This is a genomic window from Amycolatopsis sp. NPDC043887, assembly GCF_056435665.1.
Map to the genome: position 1 here is coordinate 245,692 of NZ_JBWKEB010000006.1, position 24,398 is coordinate 270,089.

Genomic DNA, 24,398 nt, shown 5'->3' on the forward strand with positions numbered 1-24,398 from the left:
TCTGATGACTGAGGAGAAGAACCCAGTTCCCGCCCCGGGGACTCTTCCATCCCGGGAACTGGCAGATGGCCGCCACGTCGTCGGCGGGCAGGGGAAGCCATCGTTTACTTGAGGGGAAGGTCAAATGTGGCGTGCTGCGTGCTGGAGGCACGGCCTGCCGGGCCGATCGCGACCCCACTGTCCACAAGGGACACAAAGACACCCTTGCATGCCTGATTTGGGCGTTTTGCGTGGGGGTCGTGAGTGGCAATGATCGTTCTTACCGTCTTTGCCACTCACGACCCGGGCGAGAAGCGGACATCATGACATCAATCGGGCGCACAATCGTCGTGAAGCGTCCCAGGCGTTCTCCTGAACTGCCTTCTCTGCCGGAATCGCACGGCCCCGGGCGGACCGTCCCTGTGCCGCAAGGCACGTCGTGGAAGTCGTCGGCGCCGTTCAGTGACCACAGTGGACAGTGGGTGGCGACGCGGGACATCGTAGTAGCGGCCACGGTGCCGCTCCGCGGAGACGCCGAGGTGCTCGAAAAGACAGGGTAGGGCTCAGTCTGCCGCGAGGATTTCGGCCAGCCGGAGAGTGTCCCGGAGATAGCGCTCATAAGGAAAACCGGCCGCGATGAGCCCTTCACGCAACTCGTCATAAAGTGGCTTTCCCGCGGCATGAAAGGCTTTCCGGCCGAGGTCGGTGATCCGGACCAGCCGGCGCCGCGCGTGTTCGGGGTCGACGGTGATCCGCACCAGCCCGTCCGCTTCGAGTGGTCGCAGGGCCCGGCTGATCGCCGGGTCGGAGACCGACAGCGCCTGGGCGAGCCGGTGCTGCGTCGTCGGCTCGATGTCCTCGAGCGTGCCCAAAAGCCGTATCTGGCTGTAAGTCAAACCATCGGGGCCGTCAGCGCGCCGCCGGGCCGCTTCGCCCATCAGCATGACCACCCGGTGCAGCAAGTCCGCGAGTCCGTCGTCCACGATCTCACCATACCAGAGTGTTGACGAGTTAATATTAACTAGGTAAGACTGAAAGCCATGGACACCTTCGCTTACCTCGCCCAATCCGCCTTCCCGCTGGTCTGGATCATCGTGCCCGCCGTCGGAGCCTTCCTCCGTGCCCGCCACTCGACGTCACCTCAGGAACGACTCGAAATCTGGCAGCGCTGGTGGGCCATCGGCGCCTTCGGCTGCGGCAGCCTGTGGATGACGGTCGCTTTTCTCGCCTTCCCGGAGGTCATGGCCACGGCGATCGGCTTCGACCGGACGCCGTTCATGTTCGAGATCGCCTTCGCGAACCTCGCGCTGGCCGTGATGGGCTTCCGGGCCGCCTCGGCGTCCGCGCGCGAACGCGTCACCATCGGCATCGGCGGCGGGATGTTCCTCTGGGGAGCCGCGATCGGCCACGTTCACCAGTGGTTCGCCAACGGTGACCACTCCCCCGGCAACACCGGCGGAGTCCTCGTCAACGACATCCTGATCCCGGCGGTCATGATCATCCTTGCCGTGCGATCCCGGCGGCTCGCGACCGTCCCGCGGCCCGCCGCGGAACTCGCCGCCTGAGCCCGCGGGAGCTGTCCTCATGACGACGACACAGACCGACCAAGCGACCGGAAAGGCCGCCGCCGAGCGGCTCAGCGTCTTCGTCGACGCGGTGATCGCGATCGCGCTCACCTTGCTGGCGCTGGATCTCCCGATCCCCCACGGCGACACCACCGGCGCCATGCTGAGCTCGATCTCGGACCACGGCAAGGAATACTTCGCCTTCGCGCTCGGCTTCGCGGTGATCTCCGCCCACTGGCGCGCGCACCACGAGATCTTCCCCTACGTCCGCTCGCTGAGCGGCCGCCTGATCAGCCTCACCCTGGTCTGGCTGTTCATGCAGGTCCTGATGCCGTTCGCGACGCGGGTCATCACCGCCGAGGGAGCGTTCCCGCTCCGGTTCAGCCTGTACGCGATGGTGCAGGTCCTGGCCTCCGCGTCGTTCGCGCTGATCATCAGGGAGATCCGGCGCGAACACCTGTACGTGACCGACGGACCGCCCCGGGTGTTCGCCCAGAGCCTGACGCGCAGCGTCTGCTTGGCCGCGGTGTTCGGGATCTCCGTGCCCGTCTCGTTCCTGACGGACGACGCCGTCGCCTACCTGTGCTGGCTCGCGGCGCCTGTCACGCTCGCCGTCGCCCGCCGCGTCCAGGACCGCAGGTCGTCCGGCACCTGAGCGGCCTGACCGGACCGGGTCAGCGCAGCGCCGTCAGGACGTAGTCGTCGCCGGACTGCCACACCGGCGCCACTTCGGCGAAGCCCGCTTCCCGGAGCAGCCTGGTGTGCTCCTGCGGGCTCAGCCGGTTGCCGTAGCCGGTCGAGATGCCGCGCAACTCGTCGGCCGTGAACCGCTCCCGCAGCGCGGGATCGGCGGCGACCGCCGCCCACCAGGCCTTCCATTCCTCGTTGGCGCCGACCCCGGCACGGACCGCCCGCCGGTTCTTGACCACCTCGGCGAGGTCGCGGACACCGGGTTGTTCGTCGTAGAGGTGGTCGCCGTTGACGAGCGCTCCGCCCTCCCTCAGCGCTCCGGCGAGGTCACGGTAGACGTCGGCGAGCCGCTCGGGACGCAGCCAGTGCAACGCGGTCGTCGAGACGGCGGCGTCGACCGGCCCCCATTTCAGCCAGCCGCTCTCGGCGAGGTCGGCCTGGAGGTACTCGATGTCCGCCTGCCGCGGCCGGGTGGCCCGGGCGAGGGCGAGCAGGAACGGGTCGTTGTCGACGCCGATGACCCGTGCGCGCGGCAGCCGCCCGGCGAGCCTCGTGGCCAGCGATCCCGGGCCGCAGCCGAGGTCCAGCACCAGCGGCTCGGCGACGTCACGGCATACGTGCTCGACGACGTCGATCAGCACGGCGAAGCGTTCTTCGCGGTCCGCGACGTAGCGTTCCTGCTGGATGTCCCACCGGCGCACCCAGTCCGCCGCGAGCTTCTCGTCCACCGGCCTCCCCTTCGTGATCTTGATCCTGTGTAGCACACCCCTGGCATGGGTTACCGTGGGCGCCACAACGCAAGAAGGTGCCCGTCGGGGGAAGCCGGTGTGAATCCGGCGCTGACCCGCAACCGTGAACGGCCTGGGAAGACGTCTCAGCGCCGTGAGCCGGACTGCCCGCCGGGTACCGCCAGCCCCAACTGTCGTGGAGTACGGAGCGGGGTCCCGTTCACGTGCGGCCGCGCGCCCGGGACAGTGCTCGATGTCCCGGAGGTTCCTATGACGCGCCATCCGCTCACCCGCCGGCGGCTGCTCGCCCTGGCCGCTCTCACGCCGCTGGCCGCGTGCGGGACCGCGCCGGCGGATACCGGCCGGTTGAGGGTCGCGTTCGCCGCGGGCGGCTCGAAGGAGACCCTGGACCCGTCTCAGGTCTCCCTTTTCGTCGACCAAGCGCGGGCCAAGGCGCTCTTCGACACGCTGGTCGCCTACAACGCCGACACCTCGTTGCGGCCGCGGCTGGCCGAGTCCTGGGAAAGCGACGATTCCGGCACACGCTGGCGGATCCGGCTGCGGCGAGCGGCCTTCCACGACGGCCGTCCGGTCACGGCGGACGACGTGCTCTACACCTTCCGGCGGATCGCCGATCCCGCACTGGCGTCCTCATCACGGCAGTACTTCGCGAAGGTGGACTTCGGCCGCAGCAAAGCGGTGTCCCCTGCCGAAATCGAGCTGACACTGACGGCTCCCGACTTCGAGTTCCCGTCGGGCTGGGGCGCTCCCGGCGCGGAGATCGTGCCCGCCGGGACGACGGATTTCACGGCACCGGTCGGCTCCGGTCCGTTCCGTTTCGTCTCGTTCACCCCCGGCGGGCCGGCGGTGTTCCGCAAGAACGAGTCCCATTGGGACGGCGCGCCGGGCATCGACGAGCTGGAATTCGTACCGGTCAACGAGGAAGCCGCACGCGTCAACGCCTTGCTGTCCGGGCAGGTCGACTACGCCCACGATCTCGCGGCCGGTACCGCGGCCCGCTTGGCCGGTGACGGGCGCGTCTCGTTGCTCGAAGCCAAGGGAACGACGATGCAGGGCATGATGCTGCGCGTGACGCGGCCGCCGTTCGCCGATCCGAGGCTGGTGCGCGCCGTACTGTCCGGAGTGGACAGAGAAGCGCTGAACCGCGTCGCACTGGCCGGACGCGGCGAGATCGGCAACGACCTGTTCGGCAAAGGACTCCGCGGGTACGCCACCGGCATCCCCCAGCGCGGCCGCGATGTCGAGGCGGCCCGCTCACTCGTCCGGGAGGCGGGCGCGGAGGGGCTGGCCTTCGCCGTCGAAACCAGCGACGTCGATCCGGGCTTCGCCACCGCGGCCACCCTGATTTCCCAGCAGCTCGGGGAAATCGGGCTGAAGGTCACACCGAACACGCGCGCGTCGAGCACCTATTTCAGCGAGATCAAGACCAAGGGGGTCGCCGCGCTCACCCGTACGGCGACCCTGCCGGTGCCGACGTTCCTCAATCAGCGCTTCCGGACCGGCGGTTCGAACAACGTCAACGGTTTCGCCTCGCCGGGGTTCGACGCCCTCATGGACCGGGCCGCGGCCACCCCGGACGAGAGTGCCCGGCTGGCGCTGTTCGGTGACGCCCAGCGGATCGTGCACGAATCCGGAGGTCTGCTCGCCTGGGGGTTCAGCACCTGGACGATCGGCGTGTCGAAGCGGGTGTCCGGATTGGTGTCCGCGCCGCCGAACACCTTCGACTGGGCGAGGTTCGACCGCGCCCGGCTGTCCTGACGTGCCGGGTTACGCCGCCCGGCGGCTGGGCTTCGCCGTTCTGCAGGCGATGTTCGTGCTGATCGCGACGTTCGCCGTGACCGCGCTGCTCCCCGGCGACGCGGCGTCGGTCGTGCTCGGCGAGCAGGCCACCGACGAGCAGGTGGCGACCGTGCGCCACCGGCTCGGCCTCGACCAGCCGATCCTCGACCGGTTCGGGCACTGGTTTTCCGGGCTGCTCACCGGTGATCTCGGCCGGTCGCTCGTGACCGGCGCCCCGGTGACCGAGGAGATCGCCCGCCGCTTCGCCGCCACCGCCCTGCTCGCCGGGGTGACCCTGCTCGTGCTCGTACCGCTCGCGCTGGGCATCGGGGTGACCTGTGGGCTGCGCGAAGGGTCGATGATCGACCGAGTGCTCACCTCGGTCACGCTGTTCCTGCACGCGATTCCCGAGTTCGTCCTCGGTCTGCTGTTGGTCGCCGGATTCGCCGTCTACACCGGTTTGCTCCCGGCGACCGCGGCCGGAACCGAGCCGGCCGCGCGCCCCGAAGTGCTCGTACTGCCGGTGATCGTGCTGGTCGCCCGGCAGCTGTGCGATGTCGCCCGGCAGCTCCGGATCGGGATCGCCGAGCAGACCCGGGGCCAGGTGGCCGGGCATCTGCGCCTGCTCGGCCTGTCCGAACGCACAGTGGTGCTGCGGCATCTCCTGCCCGCCGCCGCGGCCCCCGCCGTGCAGCAACTCGCCCGCGCCGTCGAAGGGCTGCTGACCGGCACGGTGATCGTCGAATCCCTGTTCGCGTTCACCGGTCTCGGCACAGGTTTCGTCGAAGCCGTGCAGAACCGGGACATCCCGCAGGTGCAGGGATACGTGCTGACGTTCGCCGTCGTGGTCGTGCTCGGGAACCTGGTCGCCGACCTCGTGGCGCATCGGCTCACGCCGCAGCGGGAGCCCGCGACATGGTGAAGCGGACGTTCGGATGGTCCCTCCTCGCGGTGCCGCTGGTGCTCGCGATGGCCGGGCCGGTGATCGCGGGGCCCGTGGAGTCCGTCGGCGCGCCGTGGCAGGCACCGGACGCCGCTCATCCGCTCGGCACCGACGTCCTCGGCCGCGACGCGCTCACGGTGATCCTCGCGGGCGGGTTCCCCGTGATCGGCATGACGGCCGCCGCACTCGGGCTCGCCTACCTGATCGGGGTGCCGCTCGGTCTCGTCGCGGCCGGGCGGGGACGGCTGGCCGACGAGGCCGTGATGCGGTCCCTCGATCTCGTACTGGCCTTCCCGTCGCTGCTGGTGCTCATGGTGCTCGCCGCGACCGGGCACCGTGGGCCCGGCGTGCTCATTCCCGTCGTCGCCGTACTCCAGTTGCCCGCGATCACCCGCGTGGTGCGGGCCGCGGCCTTGGCGCCTGGCTGCCGCACAGCCGTGGAAGCCCTCACCTTGCAAGGACAACCGTGGTGGCGCGTCCAGCTCGGGTACGTCGCCCGGCACCTCGCCGGCCCCGTCGCGACCGACGCCGGCACACGGCTCGGCGTGGTGCTCTACCTGCTGGCGTCGGCGAACTTCCTCGGACTCGGCCTGCCCGCCGATTCCCCGGACTGGGCCGTGGTCATCGAACGCAACAGCGAAGCCCTCTACACCTCGCCCGCGGTCGTCCTCGTTCCCGCCGCGCTGCTGATGGCGTTGTGCGTCGGCACGAACCTCGTCACCGACCGGCTGCTCGCCGCCCGGCGGGTGATCCCGTGACCGTCCTGGAGATCGCCGGCCTGTCCGCCCGCGCCGGCGAGACCGTTCTGCTCGACGACGTCTCCCTGTCCCTCGAACCGGGCCGGGTACTCGTCGTGCTCGGCGCGTCCGGCACGGGAAAGACCACCCTGGGTCTCGCCGCGACCGGACAGGCCCGCCCGGGGATCACGCTGTCCGGGTCGGTGATGCTGGCGGGGTCCCCGCTGCTGGGCCGAACCGCTTCCGAGCTGCGACGGGCCCGGGCCGGCGTCGTCGGCCACCTGCCGCAGCAGCCGTCGGCGGTACTGGACCCGGTCCGCCGCTGCGGTCCGGTGCTGGCCGAACTCGCCGCCCTCCGCCACCGCGGCCGTGCCGCGCGCCTGGCGGCGGCCCGCACCGCGCTGGCGGAATCGGGACTCGAACAGACGTTGTGGCGCCGGTTCCCGCACCAGCTGTCCGGCGGGCAGCAGCAGCGCATGGCCCTCGCCACCACTCTCGTGAACCGGCCACGGGTGCTGGTCCTCGACGAGCCGACCAGTGGTCTCGACGCGGCGAACAGGGCCGTGCTCACCGCCCGGCTCGCGGAGCTTTCCCAGGCCGGGACGGCATTGCTGATCCTGACCCACGACCTCACGCTGGCCCGTGCCCTGGCAGGCGACGTCGCCGAACTCCGCGACCACCGCTTGGTGCCGTCCCCGACGGTCCCCGAACCCGTTCGCATCGATGGCCCGCCACCCCCGTCGCCGTCCTCGCCGGTGCTCGTCGTTCGCGGGCTCACCGTGCGCGCCGGGCGGACGACGCTCGTCGAGGACTTCGACCTGGACCTGGCGGCGGGCAGCCGGACCACGCTCGCCGGCACCTCGGGCGCTGGCAAGACGACCCTCGCCCGCGCACTCGCCGGCTTGACTCCACCGAGTGCGGGCACGATCGAAATCGACGGTGTCCGGCTCCCCCGCCTCGCCCGTCGTCGCACTCGCACGCACCTGCGCGCGGTCCAGTACGTCCACCAGGACAGCCGCGCGTCCTTCGACGAATTCCGCGACGTGCTCGACCAGGTGGCCGACACCGCCCGACTCCTTCGAGGCCTCAGCCGCGCGGACGCCCGGCTCGAAGCGACGGAGACCCTGCGCTCCCTCGGTATCGAAGCGGCCGACCGCCGCCCCGGCCTGCTCTCCGGCGGCCAGCTCCAGCGCTGCGCCGTGGCCCGTGCGCTTCTCGCCCAACCCAGGGTGCTGATCTGCGACGAAGTGACCTCGGCGCTCGACGCGGCCAACCGCACGCGGCTGCTGGACGTTCTCGCCGCCGCTGCGAGTCGGCACGGCATCGCGCTGCTCATGATCAGCCATGGCGACGCCTCGGCTCCGCTCACGATCACGATGAGGGCTATGCCGTGATTCACCGGCTGATCATGGTGCCTCTCGACTGTCCATAAGGGACAGTTTCGGGGCGGCGCACTTTCTCATGTCGCGAAAGCCACTTTCAGGACACCCAGCCCGCCGGCCACCCGCCCCCGACGTTGCCGCCCGATTGGCCCGGTTCGAGCGGTTTCACTGTTGTGAGCGATAAAGACGGTTATTGAGGGAAGGTCAAATGTGGCGTGCTGCGTACTGAAGGCCCGACCTGCCGGACTGATCGCGACCCAACTGTCTACAAAGGACATAAAGACACCCTCGCGTGCCCGATTTGGGCGCTTTGCGTGGGGGTCGTGAGTGGCAATGATCGTTCTAACCGTCTTTACCACTCACGACACTTCACGCCGGAGTCGGCCGGCAAGTCAGTCCGGAACCCTGTTGTCCAGGGCGGCGATCTCATCACGAAGTCGGCGAAGACGGCCCGCGTGACAAGGAGTCGATCACGCCACGCTTGCCCTTCCCCTCGATAGAACCACCCTTATCACTCACGACCCGACTTGAAAGCCGTACATATAAGCATCAAGCGGACATCCAGCCGACAAAAGAGTCCTTTGTGGACACTTGGGGAAGGCGGTCGGACGTTCCTGGGCCTTCGCGAGCGTCGCGGCTGTCCGTGAAGGCCTCCTTCCCTACCTTGAGGGTAGGGAAGGAGGCCTTCACGGATCCGCGGGCATAACGGATCGTCCGCAACGACAGCCCGGTGCGTTCGGCCACCTCGCCGATCTGCATCCGCTCGCCCACACCGGTTCCTTCCTCAGCGCACCCAACCACCCTCTCACGTAACAGTACTGTCGCCTCTCCCGCCGGATCAGCCGCTCAGGTCCCGGCGGTGATAGCCGAGGACCCCGAGTGCCACCAACGCTCCGGTGATGAGCAGGAGAAGAACGGTCGCGACCCAGTCGGGTGGCGCCTCGGGCACGGCGGCCAGGTGGGAGTACGGGGACAAGTACGTGAGCCACTCGGGAGCGTGAGTGCTCTGCAGGATCACGGTGAACAGGAATCCGCCGGCTACGGGAAGCGCCCCCACTGCCGCGACCGCGCGCGGTGCCCAGCCGAGCGCTAGAGCGGCGGCACCGAGCGAGAGCAAGGCGACCGGCGCGGCGTTCCCCGCTCCGGCGAGGGCCGCGGTGACGGACAGCGGTGCATCCACGATGGCCGCACCGCACCAGATCATCGATCCCGCGGCGGCCAGCAGGCCCAGCACACCCAGCCCGGTGACCAGGAGTTCGGTGAGCACGATGCGATGCCGGGAAAGGGGCAGAGCCAGCAGCGGGGTCAGCCGCCGATCGGTCTCCGCCGCGGCGAAGGCGGCGATCCGCGTCGCGGCGTAGAGACCGACGGGGATCGTGAGCAGGCTGAACATCGCCGCCGCGAATCCCTCGGCGGTGCCGAGGCCTCCGAACCCCGCGGCCGCCGCCAATTCGGCGAACCGCGGATTCTCCCCCAGGAAGCGCAGAATCGACGCGATGAGCACGCCGACGAGCAGGAAGTAGGCCCCGATCGCCAGCGACCAGGCCGCGGTGGGGCGCACCGCGCGCCGGACGGCGAAGCCGGTGACCGAACCCAGCAGCCGTATCCTCGGCCGCCGCCTGCCGCTCGAAGGGTTCAGCACTCCCCGGCCGACGTCCCGGCGCGAGCAGGCGAGCACCGCCGCCGTGGTGAGCAGCACCGGGAGCACGGCGAGGACGAGCAACGGAGTGATCCTGTCGTCCGCGTAGGGCGCGGCCAGAGCGGTCAAGCCGAAGGGCGTGCCCCACGAGGCCCAAGACAGCGCGCCGACCCCGTCAGCGAGCATGCGCAGGAACAAGCCGCCGCCGAGCGCCGCGACAGCGAGCCCGGTGGCGGTGGAGCGGGCGGGCATGAGCTGCGCGGCGAGGACGCCCGCCGCGGCGAAGGTCATGGTCACGCCGAAAAGTCCCGCGGCGTGGATGAGCGCTCCCACGGGCCGGGTACCGGTGACCAGAAGCGCCAAGGCCACCGCCGCGGCGATCGCGGCCGCCGCGGCACCCAGTACGACCAGAACCCGCCTGACCTGATCGACCGCGCGCAGACGGCCCGCGAGCAGCAGATCAGCGCGTCCGGCATCCTCCTCGCCGCGGGTGAGCCGGGTGGCGGTCAGCAACGCCCACACCCCGGTCAGGATCTGGACGGGTGTGCCCGTGCGCCAGACGGTGAATCCGCCCGGATCGTCCAGTGCGACCGGCGGCCCGAACAGAATCCGGATGGCGGGGTTCTCCGCCAGTGCCCGCAGCGCCGCACCGTTGAGCTCGCCGGCGAAGGTGGCTTGATACTGGCCTGCCACGACGGCCGACATCCCCGCGGCCGCGAAGCCGACGAACAGTGCCCCTCGCCGGGTCCGCCGAGCGAAGTGCCGCGTGACGGCTCCGCCCGCACTCCCCCGTGCCGCGATCTCCCGTTCCGACCGCGGCCTCATCGTTTCCGCCGGTGTCGTGGTCATCGCGCGGTCTCACCGTAGTAGTCGAGGAAGATCTCCTCGAGCGTCGGTTCACGCATCGTGAGCATGGTGACCTCTGCGGCGGCGAGCGCTCGCAAGGCCGGGCCCGGTGGCCCGGACAGGGTGAACCGCAGGCGCCCCTCGTCCGGTCGCTCGATGTCCATCACCCCTGGAACGTCCACAAGAGACGGTTCCGGGCCCCGATGGCCGATCTCCACCGAAGTACGGTGCAGACGGCGCAACTCGGCGATTCCCGAGATCTCCACCAGCCGTCCGGCCCGGAGTATCCCGACCCGGTCACAGATTGCCTCGACCTCGGCGAGCTGATGGGAAGAAAGGAACACCGTCTGCCCCCGCTCTCGCGCCTCGGCCACGCATCGCCGGAAAACCTGTTCCATCAACGGATCGAGTCCGCTGGTCGGCTCGTCCAGCACGAGCAACGGCGCCCGGCGGGCGAAGGCGGCGACCAGAGCAACTTTCCGGCGGTTGCCGGTCGAGTAGGTCTTGGCAGGCTTTCCGAGATCCAACTCGAAGCGGCGCACGAGTTCGGTGCGATAGCCCGGATCGACGCCCGGCCCGACCCTGGCCAGCAATTCGAGGATCTCGCCGCCGGTCAGGTCGGGCCATAACGCGACATCGCCTGGCACGTATCCCAGCAGGCGATGTGCCCGCCGGACATCGGCGGCGGGAACGCCGAACACCGTCGCCGTCCCCGCGGACGGGCGGATCTGGCCGAGCAGCAGCCGGATGGTGGTGGACTTGCCCGCGCCGTTCGGACCGAGGAAGCCGAACACCTCGCCGGGAGGCACGGTCAACGAGAGATCGTCGACGGCGAGCGTGCGGCCGAACCGTTTGGTCAAGCCATCGACGCGGACCGCTGGGGGACGTGACGGTGCGGCGGAAGACATGGGAAGCCTTTCGTGGTCGGCGAATTCCGTTGCCGACCAGACTTCCCGGCGCACCTGCGGGAAATGTACTCCCGCAGGTGCGCGGGCACCAGAGGAATCGTCAGGCAGTCGTCAGGTTCGGTCCCGCGCGAAACCGGAAGAACGACCGGAGGTCGAGTGCACGCGAGGCATGGATCAACGGCCGAGTCCTCGCAGAGCCGTTTCGATCTCCGCGCCGGTGAGGCGCCGGGGGCTGACGTAGTAGAGCACTGAGCCTGCCGGGAGATCGTCGTCCCACGAAGGGTTGACCACCAGGTCGTCGTCGTTCCGTGCGGCCAGAACCGTGGCACCGAAAGCGCGGCCCAGCGCCAGCCGGCATTTCTCGGTGCTCAGCCGCCCCAGCGACTCGGGCAAGACGACCGAGTACGTCCCCGCTCCGCCTGCCGTCATCAGCTCGGAGTAGACCTCGGCGATTCCCGGGGAGGTCAGTTCTTCCGTGACCATCCGCGGCGTGTGCCACTGCACGCACTTGATCCGGGGGTCCACGTAGCGGACCAGCTCGGACTTCTCCATGTCCCGCAACGTCACCACGACATGCGCCGACCGGTTCGCGTGGTCAACGGTCACCGCGACGGCCAAGGCCTCGTTGTCGTCGCCCATGTCGACCAGGATGGTGCCCGCCTGCGCGACGGCGGCCCGAGCGAGCACGTCGGCCGCCGTCGGCTCACCACGGACGAAGTCCACCGGCTGCGACGACATGGGGTGCACCTGCACTTCGTCGCTCGCGCACAAGACGAGTCCGGTCACGCCGTCGGCGATGAGTTGCGCGACGATGCGCTCGGTGCGGCCTGGTGTATAGCCGATCAGGAGCGTGTGCCCGCTCGCCCGTACGGCTTCCATCCCCTGCATCCGCCGTCCCTTCGCCTGTTCGAGCCTGGAAGCGAGCTTGGTGAACACCGTGGTGAGCGTCGCGATCCCGCCGATGATGACATAGGCCCCGACGAAATGCCCCGCGGTCGTCTCCGGCGAAAAGTCGCCGTAGCCGACCGTCGCGGCCGTGACCACGAAGTACCACCAGTAGTTCCCGGGCTGGACGAGCTCACTGCCCGCGGGTTCGGCCAGTACCATCAGCGGCCAGCTGGTCGCGAAGACGAAGATGACCACGACGACAGGAAGCATCCAGCCCTGCTGCAACACCCAGCGGGCCAGCAGCCGTGCCAAGACGAACGACACCCCGCCTCCTCACCGGCCGCGCTCCACCCGACCGCGGATTCCGATACCAGACCACACCGTTCCCATCGGCGCAACGGACGTTACCGGACCGCTACGGCGGATATCACCAGGTGGAAGTATGTGTCTGCAAAGGACTGTCCAAGGGCGACCGCCTGTCGTCGAGCGCGCCCGGCCACGGCCGAATGGTCACCGGCCGGAACGGAACCCCCTAGACATCGACCACGGTCGCCACAGATCGGCTGGTTGTCGACCGGAGGTCCGAGACGCGGTCAGGTCCATCCTTTGCCAGGTGGTCAGGACCGGGCGCGGTCATGCTCGGCCTCGGCCGGGTTGCCGCCGGCTCGACCGGCGCCGTGTCGATCCAGGCGGGCGGCAGCGGGTGGATAGACCACGCGGAGCAACGCCCCCGTCATCGCGGTGGTCACCAGGGCCATGACGACCATGAGGGAATAGAGGTTCGCGTCCAGCACGCCGATCTGCACCCCGACGTTCAGCAGGATCAGTTCGGTGAGACCGCGAGTGTTGAGCAGAATGGACATCACGGCCGAATGACGTCGCCGGACGCCGCAGATCCGCGCCCCGACATAGCCGCCGATTCCCTTGCCACCGACGGCGGCGAGCAGGATCAGCCCGAACTCACCAAGCCCGGCTAAGTCCATAGTGGACAGATTGACGCCGATCCCCGCGCTGGCGAAGAAAACCGGGATGAGCAAGGTCTCGGTGCCCCGTTCCACCTTGGGCAGGACGCGCTCGCGCAGGAATGCCGCGCCCCCCTCAGGCATGGCGACGCCGAACATGAACGCGCCGAAGATCAGGTGCAGTCCCATCCAGTCGGTGGCCAGCGAACACGCTGTCGCACCGGCCGCCAGGAACACGAACAGGAGGCATCCGGGCAGGATTCCGTCCATGGGGTGCCGTCGCAGCCATCGCTTCGTCAGCGGGCGCACCACCGTGAGAAGTACGACGACCAGTGGCACCACGAGCAGGACCCGCGTGGGATCGGTGCCCGCTCCGGCGATCGCCGCCACCACCGCCAGCAGCGACCAGATCAGGACGTCGTCGAGTGCCGCGCAGGCCAGGGCGAGCCCGCCGATGGGCGTGTCGAGCAGGTCACGGTCGCGGAGGATCCTGGCCAGCACCGGAAACGCGGTGCAGGCGAGCGCGGCCCCCATGAACAGGGTGAACACCAGGCCGCCACCGTCGGCGTGGCGGTCGGCGAGCACCGACGCCAGCAGTACACCGGCGAGGAACGGCACCACGACGGCGCTGATCGAGATGGTCGACATGATGCGGCCGTGCCCGCGCAACAGTCCGCGATCGACGTGCAGGCCGACGAAGACCATGAACACGCAGATGCCCACGTCGGCCAGTACCGTCATCGCCGGGCGCACTTCGAGCGGGAACAGGGCTCCGGTCACCGCTCCGTCGGCCAGAGTGGGACCGAGCAGGATCCCGCCCAAGATCTCCCCGATCACAGGTGGCTGGCCGAGCCGCCGGGCGAGGACGCCGAGCAGCCGCGCCGTCGTCAAGATCGTCACGAGCGCGACGGCCAGCGCCACGAAACCCGGGGCGGTCACCGTTCCCCGCGGGCACCACGAGTGCCGCGCCGTTCCTCACGCACGGGCGCTCCACTGACCGGTCAACCCGAGAATCCGGTCCACCAGCTCGGCGGGCGTCGACCGGTGCGGAAAAAGGGTGAGCTCCGGGTCGGCGGGTGTCTCGTAAGGAGCGTCGATCCCGGTGAATCCGATGATCTCGCGTGCCCGTGCACGGGCATAGAGTCCCTTCGGGTCACGCTGTTCGCACACCCACAGCGGGGTGTCCAGGAAGACTTCGGCGAAGGGCAGCCCGTCGGCCTCGTGCAGCCGCCGGGCGCGGTCCCGGTCGGCCTGGTAGGGGCTGATCAGGGAGACGATGGCGACCAGGCCGGCGTCGGCGAACAGCCGTGCGACCTCGGCGACCCTGCGCACGTTCTCGGCCCGGTCGGCGGCGCCGAACCCGAGATCCCCGGTGAGACCGTGGCGCAGGTTGTCTCCGTCGAGGCGATAGGCGGCCTGGCCCCGGGTGACGAGCCGTCGTTCCAGCTCGGCGGCGACGGTGGACTTCCCGGAGGCGGACAGGCCGGTCAGCCACACGGTTCCCCCGGTGCCCGCCCGGTCCTCCCGGCTCACCGTCGAGGGATGCCACCGGATGTCCGTCGTGCTGCCTACGCCCTCCTGGATCATCCCGGCGGCGACGGTGTTGCCGGTGCTCTCGTCGACGAGGATGAAGCTGCCCGTGTCGCGATTGCTCCGGTAGGCGTCGAAGTCCAACGGCTTCCGTGTCCGGATGGCGACCCGGCCGATGTCGTTGAGCACGAGGCCGGTCGCGGTGGTGTCGTGGTCCAGCGTGTCGATGTCCAGCCGGTAGTCCACCTCCCTCACCTCGGCACGGACCGAGCGGGTCGTATGCCGCAGCCGGTAGCGCGACCCCGGGGTCAGCTCGCCGTCGTCGGTCAGCCAGCAGACCAGTGCGTCGAGATCGTGTCCGGTCGCAGGCCGGTCGCGCGGCCCGCACAGCAGATCACCGCGGCCGACGTCCAGTTCGTCGGACAGGCGCACGGCGACGGCATGCGGCGGGAAGGCGGTGGCCAGCTCGGTCCCGCCCGGACCGTGAAGGCTCTCGACGGTGGTGCTCAAGCCGGAGGGCTGGACGACGATCTCGTCACCGGGACGCAGGACTCCCCCGGCCATGGTCCCGGTGTAGCTGCGGCGGCCGTCGGCGTCCCGGATCACGTACTGCACGGGAAGACGCACATCGGCCAGGTTGCGGTCGGAGGCGATGTGCACCTCCTCCAGGTGCTGGAGCAGCGGTACGCCCTCGTACCACGGCATCTCCGTACCGCGGTGGACGACGTTGTCCCCGCGCAGGGCGGAGACGGGGATGACGGTCAGGTCTGGGATTTCGAGCCGCTCGGCCATGCGCAGGAACTCGTCGCGGACCTCCTCGAAGCGTTTCCGGGACCAATCGACGAGGTCCATCTTGTTCACGCACAGCACCAGATGACCGACGCCGAGCAGACCGGCGATCAGCGCGTGCCGCCGGGATTGCGCGAGGACACCGTGTCGCGCGTCGACCAGGGTCAGCGCCAGGTCCGCCGTCGAGGTACCGGTCACCATGTTGCGGGTGTACTGCACGTGTCCCGGCGTATCCGCGATGATGAACTTGCGCTTGTCCGTGACGAAGTACCGGTAGGCGACGTCGATCGTGATCCCCTGTTCGCGTTCCGCGCGCAGGCCGTCGGTGAGCGCGGCGAGGTCCGGTCCGGTGTCCGTTCCGATCGCGGCGAGCTGGTCCTCCAAGACCGCCTTCGAGTCCAGGAGAAGCCTTCCGATCAAGGTGGACTTCCCGTCGTCGACGCTGCCCGCGGTGGCGATTCTCAACAAGGGAGCCATCAGAAATACCCCTCCCGTTTGCGGTCCTCCATGCCTGCCGCCGATATCCGGTCGTCCGCGCGGGTGGCACCGCGTTCGGTCACGGTGCTGGCCGCCACTTCGGCGACGACTTCCGCGGGGGTCGCGGCCACCGACTCGACGCATCCGGTGCAGGTCGCGTCGCCGATGGTGCGGAACCGGACGGACGCCTCGAACGGCTCCTCGCCCGGTAGGGGACGCACGAATTCGTTGTGTGCCATCAACATCCCGTCGCGTTCGAGCACGCTGCGCCGGTGTGCGTAGTACAGGCCGGGCAGTGCGATCCGCTGCTGGTCGATGTACTGCCAGATGTCGAGTTCGGTCCAGTTGGACAGCGGGAATATCCGAATGTGCTCCCCCGGACCGTGCTGCCCGTTGTACTGGCGCCACAGTTCCGGGCGCTGCGCACGCGGATCCCATTGTCCGTATCGGTCCCGGACGCTGAACACCCGTTCTTTCGCGCGGGACTTCTCCTCGTCCCTGCGCGCTCCACCGAACACCGCGTCGAAGCGGTGCTCGGTGATCGAGCGAAGCAGCGTGACCGTCTGCAAACGATTCCTGCTCGCTCGCGGCCCGGTTTCCTCCACGGCCCGGCCGGCGTCGATGTCGTCCTGCACTCGCGCGACCAGAAGGCGCACTCCGAACCGTTCGACCGTCCGGTCGCGGAAAGCGAGGACCTCGGCGAAGTTGTGGCCGGTGTCCACGTGCAGCACGGGGAACGGGACCGGCCCCGGCCAGAAGGCGCGTGCGGCGAGGTGCAGCAGTACCACCGAGTCTTTGCCGCCGGAGAACAACAGCACCGGCCGCTCGAGTGTCGCCACCACCTCCCGGAGGATGTGCACGGACTCGGATTCGAGGTACTGCAGGTAAGTCAGCTCATGGGTTTCGGACGTCACGGGATGACCCTCCGGTGCTCGCTCGATCGCGTCGGCGCGGTGACTTCACCGACGCCGTCAGGTACGGGGCAGCAGCGCACCACCGTTGACGTGCACGATCTGTCCGGTGATGAACCCCGCTTCGGGAGCGGCGAGGTGGCAGACCGTCGCGGCGACCTCGCCGGGGCTCGCCCCGCGGTTCATCGGTGACTGCCGCGCACGGCCGTCGTGGAATTCCTGGGACATGCGCTCGCCGTAGAATTCCGTGTCCGTCACGTACCCCGGGGCGACGACGTTGACGGTGACCTGGTCGCGGGCCAGCCGGACGGCGAGCTCGGTCGACCACGGGTACAGCGCGGCCTTCGCCCCGCCGTAAGTGGCCGGCCCCCGCTCCGCCGCGACCGACCCCACCGTGACGATCCTGCCGCCGGGCCTGCGCAGCAAAGGAAGAAGTGCCTGGGTGAGCAGGACGGCGGGAAGCACGTTGGCGCGCAGGTTCGAGTGCCAGGCTTCGGGCAGTGCGTCCAGTTCCTGCACCCGTTGTGGATCGACGTTGCCACCGGCGTTGTTCACCAGGACGTCGACGACGCGGCCGCCGACCGCGGCCAGCACCGCGCGCGCTCCCCCGGGCTCGCTCAGGTCGGCCGTCACCGGGACGACGTGCGGCCCCAGCTGCTCCGCGACGGCCGCGAGCCTGTCCGCGCGACGCCCGACGATGACGACCTCGCCGATGCCGCGGTGCTCGCCGATCCGCGCGGCGACGGCACGGCCGATCCCGGTCGCGGCGCCGGAGACGACCGCGACGCCGCCCTTCGCCGCGGCCGTCACGAGATGACGGCCCGCGCGCGTTCCACGACCCGCATCGTCAGCTCGGGTGACTCCCCGAGGTAACTCACCGGCTCGAACAGACGCTCCTGTTCGGCGTCGGTGAACCGCTCGGTGATCGCCGGATCCTCGGCCGCGAGTTTCCGGACAGGGATGCCGTCGGTCTGGGCCCGCTGGGTGAGCTTGTAGACGTATTCGTGCGCCTGCTGTTTGCCGATGTGCTCACCGAGGGCGAACATGAGCCGTTCCGACATCACCTGGCCGGTCACCGTCTCCACGTTGGCGCCGAGCCGGTCGGGGTGCACGATCAGCCCGGTGACGACCTCGGTCGCGATCTCCACCGCGGCGAGGCAGTAGTGCGACACGTCCGGGACGCACGCCCACTCCAGTCGCAGCGAGCGCGCGTCGCGCTCGTGGTCGCCCACCATCGCGGTCAGCGCGAGCCCCGACTGCGCCGCGGCGAGCCTGGCCAGGACCACGATCTGTTCACATCGCTCCGGATTGCGCTTGTGCGGCATGGTGCTGCTGCCCACCTTGCCGTCGCGCCATGCTTCCTCGACCTCACCGAACTCCGGACGGGACAACGTGCGGATCTCGTCGGCGATCCTGGCCAGCGTGCCGGTGATCATCGCCAGCGTGCTGACGAATTCGGTCACGCGGTCGCGGGCGACGTGCCACCCGAGTTCGGGGACGACGAGCCCCAGCCGCTCGGCGAACCGTTCCAGCGTCGCCCGGCCGTGTCCGCCGAAGCTCGCCATCGTCCCGGCGCCGCCGAACAGTTGCGCGGTCGGGGTGTGCGCACGGAGGTGGACGAGCCGGTCACGCTGACGGAGCAGTTCGTCGAGCCAGCCCGCCACCTTGAGCCCGAAGGACATCGGCAGGGCGGGCTGCGCGTGCGTGCGGGCGAGCCCGATCGTCCTGGCGTGCAGTTCGGCCGTGTGGGTCAGGCTGCGGATGATCCGGTCGAGCGCGGGCGCCAGGGTGTCGAGTACGTCGCGGACTTCCAACGACTGACCGGTGTCCTGGATGTCCTGGGTCGTAGCGCCGTAATGGATGAACTGTCCCGCGGTGTCCCCGCATGCGGTCTCCAGCGCACGGAGCAGGCCGATGAGCGAGTGCCCGGAGCGTGCGGTCTCGACCCGGACCTGGTCGAGGTCGATGTGATCGAGGTCGGCGACGGCGGCGATCCGCTCGGCGACGTCCGCCGGAATCACCCCGAGCTCTGCCTGGCTCAACGCCAGCGCCGCCTCGATGTCGAGCCAGCGTTGTTTGCGGCAGACATCGCAGAAGATCCCCCTGCTGGCCGCGGTGGCGTATCGGTCACCGTAGAACTGCGAGTCCGTGATGTGACCGCGTTCGTGACGACAGTCTTCTGACATGGCAAACCTCCGGTTCAGCGAGCGGTGGGCACGAAGTCCCGCAGATAAGGACAGCCGCCGTACGGCAGCGCGTCCGGGTCGGCGGTGCCTGTTGCGGCCAGCCGCAACGCGGCTTCGCGGGAACCGACCTTCCCGCGGCGCGATTCCTCGGTTATGTCGGCGAGGAGATCGCTCATCAGACGGGCGAGCGCGTCGAGTACCTGTCTCGGAGCCGGACACTCGCGCGGACCGAACAGTGCTTCCATCGACGCGGACCCGCCGATTCCGCCGATGAAGTCCGGGATGACCACCACGCCCCGCCGCTCCAGGTTCCGCTCGACGCGTTCGGTGAGCCCGCAGTTCGCGCCGACCGTCACCGCCGGGACGGCGACACGCGCGGCCTGCGCGTGGCTCATGGCGTCCGCCGGGCCGGCGAGGATGAGCAGGTCGGCGGGAACGGTGAACAACTCGGCAGGGCGGCCACCGGACGGCATCGCGGGAACGGGGGTTCCGGCGGGACGGCCGAGCATGGCGGGAACGTCGAGACCGGCGGGCGTGGCGACGGTGCCGTGTTCGTCGCCGATCGCCACCACGCGGGCGCCGTACTCGTACAGGGCACAGGCGGCGCCGCGGGCGAGATTCCCGAAGCCCTGCAACGCCACGGTGAGCGGCCCGGTGCACCGGGCCGCCTTGGCCGCGCCGATACCGGCGTAGGCCAGGGCGTGTCCCGCCCGGCGCGCGGAAACAGGGAGCCCGTCGACAGGCGCTTCGAGCACCGCCATCCGATGCGCGAACTGGTCGGCATCGAGCCGCTGGGCGGTCTTGATCGCGTACTTGATCGACGACAGGCCGACCGCCGCCGCGTGCCGGTTGAGCTCCACCCACCCGGTCCCCATATCCGGCCCCATGCTGTAGCGAGTGGCCAGCTCGTCACGGAGGAACGCGAAGAACCGCCTGAGTATCGCGTCCTTGTCCGGCGAGGACGGGTCGAGGTCGAGCCCGCATTTGGCTCCGGCGACGTTGAGGCCGAGCACTCGTTGCTTGACTGCCATCCGTTCGGCGAGCGTGCTCAGCGTCCGCGCGTCGATCCCGGCCCGCACCCGGCATCCGCCCGCCGCGAGTCTCCGCCGGGCCCCGCGGTATGCGAGGTAGCCCTTGGTGCCGTGGACGGGGTCCACGAACTCGATCACGTTCTTCGTCACAGTGCGCTCCCTGTCCGCGGGTGATCCGGCGCGAGCGCGCTCGCGACGTCGGCGGCGGTGAGGATCGCCGCCGGGACACCGTCCCTCAGCACCACGCACGCGCCGTGTTCGGCGATGAAGGCCGCCGTGGTGTCGAGTTCCTGCCCCCAGCCGACCCGGGGCAGGGAGGTGACGACGACGTGGTCGGCGACCGGGGCGTCCCATCGGGCGCGCCCGGACGCGATGCGCACCGCGATGTCGTGTTCGGCGACGAATCCCGCGATCTCCGGGAGCCGCACCGGCGCGGCGGCGGAACTGACCGCCAGATAACCGATGCGGGTGTCCCGCATGCGTTGCCAAGCGGACGCGAGGCTCTCCTCCGGGGCTATCACGGGCAGGCCGGGCCCGAGGACCGCGGCGGCCACCGGCACCCCCTCGGCGGGGGCGGTGAACCCGTGCACGGCCAGCCAGTCCTCGTCGAAGATCGTGTTCAGGTACCCACGGCCCGAATCGGGGATCAGGACGACGATGACCGCGTCGGGGCCCGAACGCTCGGCGACCCGTAACGCCGCGGCGACGGCCATTCCGCCCGAGCCGCCGGTGAGGATCCCCTCCTCCCGGGCGAGGCGCCGGGTCAGCGCGATGGCCTCCGCGTCGCCGATGGTGACGATCTCGTCCGGGACGTCCGGGTCGAAGGCCGCCGGGAGACTCGGCTGGCCGACGCCTTCCAGGTAGTACGGGCGCAACTCGTCGCCGTTGTACACCGAACCGTCCGGGTCGACGCCGACGACACGGACCGTGCCACCGGACACCTCGTGCAGATAGCGGCCGGTCCCGGTGACCGTGCCGCCGGTTCCGAGCCCGGCCACGAAATGCGTGACCCGCCCCGTCGTCTGCTCCCAGATCTCCGGTCCGGTCACGGTGTAGTGGGCCTCGGGGTTGGCGGGGTTGTTGTACTGATCGACGCAGTAGGCGCCGGGGGTCTCCGCTGCCAGCCGGGCGGCCACGTTCCGGTAGAACCGGGGGTCGGTCATGGACACGGTCGCCGGGCAGACCACCACCTCGGCCCCGTAAGCCCGCAGCGCGGCGATCTTGTTGTGCGAGACCTTGTCCGGGCAGGTGAACACGCACCGGTAGCCCCGCTGCGCGGCGACCATGGCCAGCCCGATCCCGGTGTTGCCGGACGTGGGCTCGACGATGGTCCCACCGGGACGCAGCAGGCCGTCTCGTTCGGCCGCCGTGATCATGCCGACCGCGATCCGGTCCTTGGCCGAGCCCCCGGGATTGAACTGCTCCAGTTTGGCCAGCACCAGCGCGCCGGAACGGGCGGCGACCGTTCTCAGCCGTACCAGGGGCGTCGATCCGATCAGGTCGAGCATCGAGTCGTGGAATCGCATGGCTGCCTTCTCCGAGGGTGCGGGTTGACGTCGGCTCGGGGAACGGGTCATCGCGGAACGGCCGCCGGGGTGAGGTACTCGCGACTGGTGCGCACCGCGACGAGCGACGGTCCGGGATGTTCGAGCGCCTTGGCCAGGCAGGTGCGTACCTCGGCGGGAGTGTCGGCGGAAAGCCCGAGCGCGCCGTGTGCCTGGGCGAGCAGCCGGAAGTCGGGATTGGCCAGGTCCGTGGCGATCTCCCGGTCCGGGTAACGCCGCCGCTGGTGCAGCCGGATGGTGCCGAGCGACGCGTTGTCCGACACGACGAACACCACCGGGAGACGACGTTCGCAGATGGTGGCGAGCTCTGCGCCGTTCATGCCGAACCCGCCGTCGCCGATGATCACGACGGTGGGCACCGCAGGGTCCCGCGCGGCCACCGCCAGTGCTGCGCCGGGTCCGAAACCCATGGCGCTGGAATCGATGCCCACCAGCCTGCCGTTGCCGGCGAACCGCAGGTATCGGTACGTCCAGCCGGTGAAGGTGCCGGAATCGACGACGACCGTGACGGCGCCCCCGGTCAGCTCGTCGAGCGCCGCGGCGATGTCCCCGGCCGTGACCACCTCCGGGTCCGACGGCGGATTCCAGCGGGCTCTCTCCTCCTCGATCCGGTGCAGCCGCAGGCACCATTCGTCGCGGCGCGGGCGCTGGACGTCGGTGTCGGCGAACTGCGCGAGGAAGTCCACCGGATCCATCGCGAACCCGGCGGTGACTTGGTGGTATCTGCCGATCCGGGCGGCGTCCGGATGGACGTGGACCAGTGGCTGGCCGGGCTCGGGGCCGCGGGGGAACCGCAGCTGCCTGGTCGTCGTCTGGCCGAGCCGGGTCCCGATCGCGAGGACGAGGTCGGCGCGGTCGAACTCGGCTAGTTGCCCGGGTCCGGTGGCGTTGTGCAGATGACCGGCGTAGCAGGCATGCCGGTTGTCCAGCAGATGCTGGTTCTTGTTGCTGGTGAGCACCGCGACCTCGTGCCGCTCGGCGAACTCGCGGAGCAGGGTACGCCCCCGCGGAGTGTCCAATGTGGATCCGGCCAGGAGCAGCGGACGCCGAGCCGAGCCGAGCATACCGCGTACCGTGTCGAGCTCACGACCGTCGGCCACCACACGGCCGAGCACGCCCCGTGTCGCGGGGCCGTCCGCACCGTCCCTGTCGAACACGTCCTCCGGTACGAATACCACGACCGGCCCCGGCGTCCCCGATTCCGCGACCCGGAACGCCCGCCGCACGGTCTCCCCGGTCGACGAGGGATCGTGCAGAGTCCACACAGCTTTCGCGCGGTCGCCGAGAGGACGACCGGACTGGAACGTCTCGCGATCGAGATCCGGCAGGGGAACGTCCCCGACGAAGAGCACGAGCGGGGTGGCGTCCTCGGCGGCGGCATGTACCGCGATCGCCGCGTTGGCGGCGCCCGGGGCGCGACTGACCAGGCACACCCCGGCGCGGCGGGTGAGCTTGGCGTCCGCCAGCGCCGCGAACCCGGCCGAGCCCTCGTGACGGCAGCCCACCACGTCGATCTCGGCACAGTCGTACAGCGCGTCCAGCAACGGGAGGTAGCTCTCCCCGGCCACGCAGAAGACACGGTCCACGTCGTGGGCGCGGAGGCTGCGCAGCATGGTGTCGGCGACGGTCGTGACAGCGGGCATCAGACGGTGTCCATGGCGGCAGGCGGCAGGTACTCCGCCGTCACCTTGTCCGGTGGATAGATGATCGCCGACTCGTCGAACCCCTGGTCGCGCTTCTGATACTGCAGCAACACCAGTTCCGGACAGCAGTGGTGCCAATGGGCGGGCCCGCGCTCGTAGCGGATCGGCCCTCGCCAAGTCGGGAACTCCATCGCCTCCAGCGCGTCGATGAGGTCTTCCCGCTCGGAGGACCGTGCCGCACGACTCGCGGCCGCGATGATGGTGACGTCGGTGAAATGGGTCAACGCGGTGTCGGGCGGGAAGTCCCCGTACCGCTCCCGGTACCGTTCGGTGAACCAACGTCCGATGTCGGTCATCCCCGGCCACGACGGGCGGTACTGCATCGCGGGCCACATCGTGCCGACCCCACTGTCCCCTGTGGAGCGCCAGAAGTCTTTGGACCGCAAGGGATAACTGAAAGGGACCATCAACGGCGTACCGGGCAGAAGGCCTGCTTCCGCCGCTGCGCCGAAGATCTGGTAGTTGGTCCGGATGACACCGCCATTGATCAGCAGGTCCGGTCCGTAGTCCCGGATTCTACCGAGCAGGGCGGGGAAGTCCGTCGTGCCGTCCTGTTCGAAGTCGAACCGGCAGAACTCCATGTCGTGCTCGGTGCTGCCATAGCTTTCCAGACTGTTACCCGTGTGCAGACCGAACGCGGTGTCCGCGCACACCATCCCCACTTTGCGGATGCCCAGCTCCGCCGCGAAGTCCAGCATCAGCGGCACCCGGTCCTCCACACTGAAGTAGGACCGGAAGACGTTGCGCCGCTTCTGCGCCGTGATCTCGCTGTATCCGTTCTCGACGAAGATCGGCACGTCGTACTTCGTGGCGATGTCGACCACCCAGGGCGTGGTCCGCAGGTGCCACTGCCCCATCGCGGCCACGACCTCGTCCACCAGTGCGAGCTTGGCCATCTGGCCTGCCGCGGAACGGAACATGCCTTCCGTCCGGGCGGTCGCCTGGTCGTCGTAGAGGACCAGTTCGATCTGCCGGTTGTCACGCGCGCCACCGTGCTCGCGCACGTACTCCACCCCGAGACAGGCGCCGCGAGTGACCAGTTCCCCGGCCGTCGCGTCTCCCGGCTCGCTCAGTGGTGTGATGATGCCGATCCGCAGCGGATCCGTACCCGCGTCCTTGTTCACATCACGCACGAGCGC

General features: G+C 69.6%; 21 protein-coding genes and 1 riboswitch. Of the genes, 6 read left to right on the top strand and 15 right to left on the bottom strand.

Going from position 1 to position 24,398, the window contains the following annotated elements; translation table 11 throughout:
• Positions 1–542: 542 nt before the first annotated feature.
• A complete protein-coding gene (locus AC069H_RS18280) occupies positions 543–962 on the bottom strand; it encodes a MarR family winged helix-turn-helix transcriptional regulator (RefSeq protein WP_478227998.1) in 420 nt (139 codons plus the stop codon).
• Between the two features lie 57 nt (positions 963–1,019).
• Between AC069H_RS18280 and AC069H_RS18285 the strand changes: the two genes are divergently transcribed.
• Both AC069H_RS18285 and AC069H_RS18290 read left to right on the top strand, forming a co-directional pair.
• Positions 1,020–1,544 carry a DUF6790 family protein gene (locus tag AC069H_RS18285; protein ID WP_478233101.1) on the top strand — a complete coding sequence of 175 codons (525 nt, stop codon included), beginning with the start codon at positions 1,020–1,022 and terminating at the stop codon, positions 1,542–1,544.
• Positions 1,545–1,563: 19 nt separating this feature from the next.
• On the top strand, positions 1,564–2,199 hold the full coding sequence (locus AC069H_RS18290) for a TMEM175 family protein (protein ID WP_478233102.1): 636 nt from the start codon (positions 1,564–1,566) through the stop codon (positions 2,197–2,199).
• Positions 2,200–2,218: 19 nt separating this feature from the next.
• On the opposite strand, the gene AC069H_RS18295 is transcribed toward AC069H_RS18290, so the two are convergent.
• Complete coding sequence (locus AC069H_RS18295; protein WP_478228001.1) at positions 2,219–2,962, bottom strand: class I SAM-dependent methyltransferase; 744 nt, start codon at positions 2,960–2,962, stop codon at positions 2,219–2,221.
• A 38-nt stretch (positions 2,963–3,000) separates the two neighbouring features.
• A riboswitch (cobalamin riboswitch) is annotated at positions 3,001–3,152 on the top strand.
• 80 nt (positions 3,153–3,232) lie between these two features.
• On the opposite strand from AC069H_RS18295, the gene AC069H_RS18300 reads away from it, so the two are divergent.
• Genes AC069H_RS18300 through AC069H_RS18315 form a run of 4 tightly spaced genes read left to right on the top strand, consistent with a single transcriptional unit; the run spans position 3,233 to position 7,836 of the window.
• The gene (locus AC069H_RS18300) at positions 3,233–4,741 is read left to right on the top strand and encodes an ABC transporter substrate-binding protein (RefSeq protein ID WP_478233103.1); all 1,509 of its coding nucleotides are present in this window, start codon (positions 3,233–3,235) and stop codon (positions 4,739–4,741) included.
• Between the two features lies 1 nt (position 4,742).
• Positions 4,743–5,684, top strand: a complete 942-nt coding sequence (locus AC069H_RS18305) for an ABC transporter permease (RefSeq protein ID WP_478233104.1) — start codon at positions 4,743–4,745, stop codon at positions 5,682–5,684.
• Positions 5,678–6,463 (top strand): ABC transporter permease, encoded by a 786-nt coding sequence (locus tag AC069H_RS18310; RefSeq protein ID WP_478228004.1) that lies wholly within the window; start codon positions 5,678–5,680, stop codon positions 6,461–6,463. Before AC069H_RS18305 ends, AC069H_RS18310 begins: the two co-directional genes overlap by 7 nt.
• Complete coding sequence (locus AC069H_RS18315; RefSeq protein ID WP_478233105.1) at positions 6,460–7,836, top strand: ABC transporter ATP-binding protein; 1,377 nt, start codon at positions 6,460–6,462, stop codon at positions 7,834–7,836. Before AC069H_RS18310 ends, AC069H_RS18315 begins: the two co-directional genes overlap by 4 nt.
• A gap of 537 nt (positions 7,837–8,373) precedes the next feature.
• On the opposite strand, the gene AC069H_RS18320 is transcribed toward AC069H_RS18315, so the two are convergent.
• From AC069H_RS18320 to AC069H_RS18380, 13 genes are all read right to left on the bottom strand, one after another.
• A complete protein-coding gene (locus tag AC069H_RS18320) occupies positions 8,374–8,595 on the bottom strand; it encodes a hypothetical protein (protein ID WP_478233106.1) in 222 nt (73 codons plus the stop codon).
• Between the two features lie 67 nt (positions 8,596–8,662).
• On the bottom strand, positions 8,663–10,312 hold the full coding sequence (locus tag AC069H_RS18325; protein ID WP_478233107.1) for a polyketide antibiotic transporter: 1,650 nt from the start codon (positions 10,310–10,312) through the stop codon (positions 8,663–8,665).
• Positions 10,309–11,217, bottom strand: a complete 909-nt coding sequence (locus AC069H_RS18330; protein WP_478233108.1) for an ABC transporter ATP-binding protein — start codon at positions 11,215–11,217, stop codon at positions 10,309–10,311. Before AC069H_RS18330 ends, AC069H_RS18325 begins: the two co-directional genes overlap by 4 nt.
• A gap of 174 nt (positions 11,218–11,391) precedes the next feature.
• Positions 11,392–12,429, bottom strand: coding sequence for an ion channel (locus AC069H_RS18335; protein ID WP_478233109.1), 1,038 nt, complete (start codon positions 12,427–12,429; stop codon positions 11,392–11,394).
• A 293-nt stretch (positions 12,430–12,722) separates the two neighbouring features.
• On the bottom strand, positions 12,723–14,006 hold the full coding sequence (locus tag AC069H_RS18340; protein ID WP_478233110.1) for a cation:proton antiporter: 1,284 nt from the start codon (positions 14,004–14,006) through the stop codon (positions 12,723–12,725).
• Between the two features lie 36 nt (positions 14,007–14,042).
• Positions 14,043–15,863 (bottom strand): adenylyl-sulfate kinase, encoded by a 1,821-nt coding sequence (cysC, locus tag AC069H_RS18345; protein ID WP_478233111.1) that lies wholly within the window; start codon positions 15,861–15,863, stop codon positions 14,043–14,045.
• Positions 15,863–16,777 carry a sulfate adenylyltransferase subunit CysD gene (cysD, locus tag AC069H_RS18350; RefSeq protein ID WP_478228011.1) on the bottom strand — a complete coding sequence of 305 codons (915 nt, stop codon included), beginning with the start codon at positions 16,775–16,777 and terminating at the stop codon, positions 15,863–15,865. Before cysD ends, cysC begins: the two co-directional genes overlap by 1 nt.
• A 57-nt stretch (positions 16,778–16,834) precedes the next feature.
• Complete coding sequence (locus AC069H_RS18355) at positions 16,835–17,584, bottom strand: SDR family NAD(P)-dependent oxidoreductase (protein ID WP_478228012.1); 750 nt, start codon at positions 17,582–17,584, stop codon at positions 16,835–16,837.
• Positions 17,581–18,960, bottom strand: coding sequence for a class-II fumarase/aspartase family protein (locus AC069H_RS18360; RefSeq protein ID WP_478228013.1), 1,380 nt, complete (start codon positions 18,958–18,960; stop codon positions 17,581–17,583). The genes AC069H_RS18355 and AC069H_RS18360 overlap by 4 nt, the downstream gene beginning before the upstream one ends.
• Positions 18,961–18,974: 14 nt before the next feature.
• Positions 18,975–20,141, bottom strand: a complete 1,167-nt coding sequence (locus AC069H_RS18365; protein WP_478228014.1) for a Glu/Leu/Phe/Val dehydrogenase dimerization domain-containing protein — start codon at positions 20,139–20,141, stop codon at positions 18,975–18,977.
• Positions 20,138–21,517 carry a pyridoxal-phosphate dependent enzyme gene (locus AC069H_RS18370; protein WP_478233112.1) on the bottom strand — a complete coding sequence of 460 codons (1,380 nt, stop codon included), beginning with the start codon at positions 21,515–21,517 and terminating at the stop codon, positions 20,138–20,140. Before AC069H_RS18370 ends, AC069H_RS18365 begins: the two co-directional genes overlap by 4 nt.
• Positions 21,518–21,564: 47 nt before the next feature.
• Complete coding sequence (locus AC069H_RS18375; RefSeq protein WP_478228016.1) at positions 21,565–23,199, bottom strand: thiamine pyrophosphate-binding protein; 1,635 nt, start codon at positions 23,197–23,199, stop codon at positions 21,565–21,567.
• Positions 23,199–24,392 carry an ABC transporter substrate-binding protein gene (locus tag AC069H_RS18380; RefSeq protein WP_478233113.1) on the bottom strand — a complete coding sequence of 398 codons (1,194 nt, stop codon included), beginning with the start codon at positions 24,390–24,392 and terminating at the stop codon, positions 23,199–23,201. Before AC069H_RS18380 ends, AC069H_RS18375 begins: the two co-directional genes overlap by 1 nt.
• Positions 24,393–24,398: the final 6 nt, after the last annotated feature.

Excerpts from the sequence above, each read along its gene's own strand:
- AC069H_RS18370 (WP_478233112.1), bottom strand. The coding sequence starts at position 21,517 with ATGCGATTCCACGACTCGATGCTCGACCTGATCGGATCGACGCCCCTG.
- AC069H_RS18325 (WP_478233107.1), bottom strand. The coding sequence starts at position 10,312 with ATGACCACGACACCGGCGGAAACGATGAGGCCGCGGTCGGAACGGGAG.
- AC069H_RS18290 (WP_478233102.1), top strand. The coding sequence starts at position 1,564 with ATGACGACGACACAGACCGACCAAGCGACCGGAAAGGCCGCCGCCGAG.
- cysC (WP_478233111.1), bottom strand. The coding sequence starts at position 15,863 with ATGGCTCCCTTGTTGAGAATCGCCACCGCGGGCAGCGTCGACGACGGG.
- AC069H_RS18330 (WP_478233108.1), bottom strand. The coding sequence starts at position 11,217 with ATGTCTTCCGCCGCACCGTCACGTCCCCCAGCGGTCCGCGTCGATGGC.
- AC069H_RS18375 (WP_478228016.1), bottom strand. The coding sequence starts at position 23,199 with ATGCCCGCTGTCACGACCGTCGCCGACACCATGCTGCGCAGCCTCCGC.
- AC069H_RS18285 (WP_478233101.1), top strand. The coding sequence starts at position 1,020 with ATGGACACCTTCGCTTACCTCGCCCAATCCGCCTTCCCGCTGGTCTGG.
- AC069H_RS18310 (WP_478228004.1), top strand. The coding sequence starts at position 5,678 with ATGGTGAAGCGGACGTTCGGATGGTCCCTCCTCGCGGTGCCGCTGGTG.
- AC069H_RS18300 (WP_478233103.1), top strand. The coding sequence starts at position 3,233 with ATGACGCGCCATCCGCTCACCCGCCGGCGGCTGCTCGCCCTGGCCGCT.
- AC069H_RS18360 (WP_478228013.1), bottom strand. The coding sequence starts at position 18,960 with ATGTCAGAAGACTGTCGTCACGAACGCGGTCACATCACGGACTCGCAG.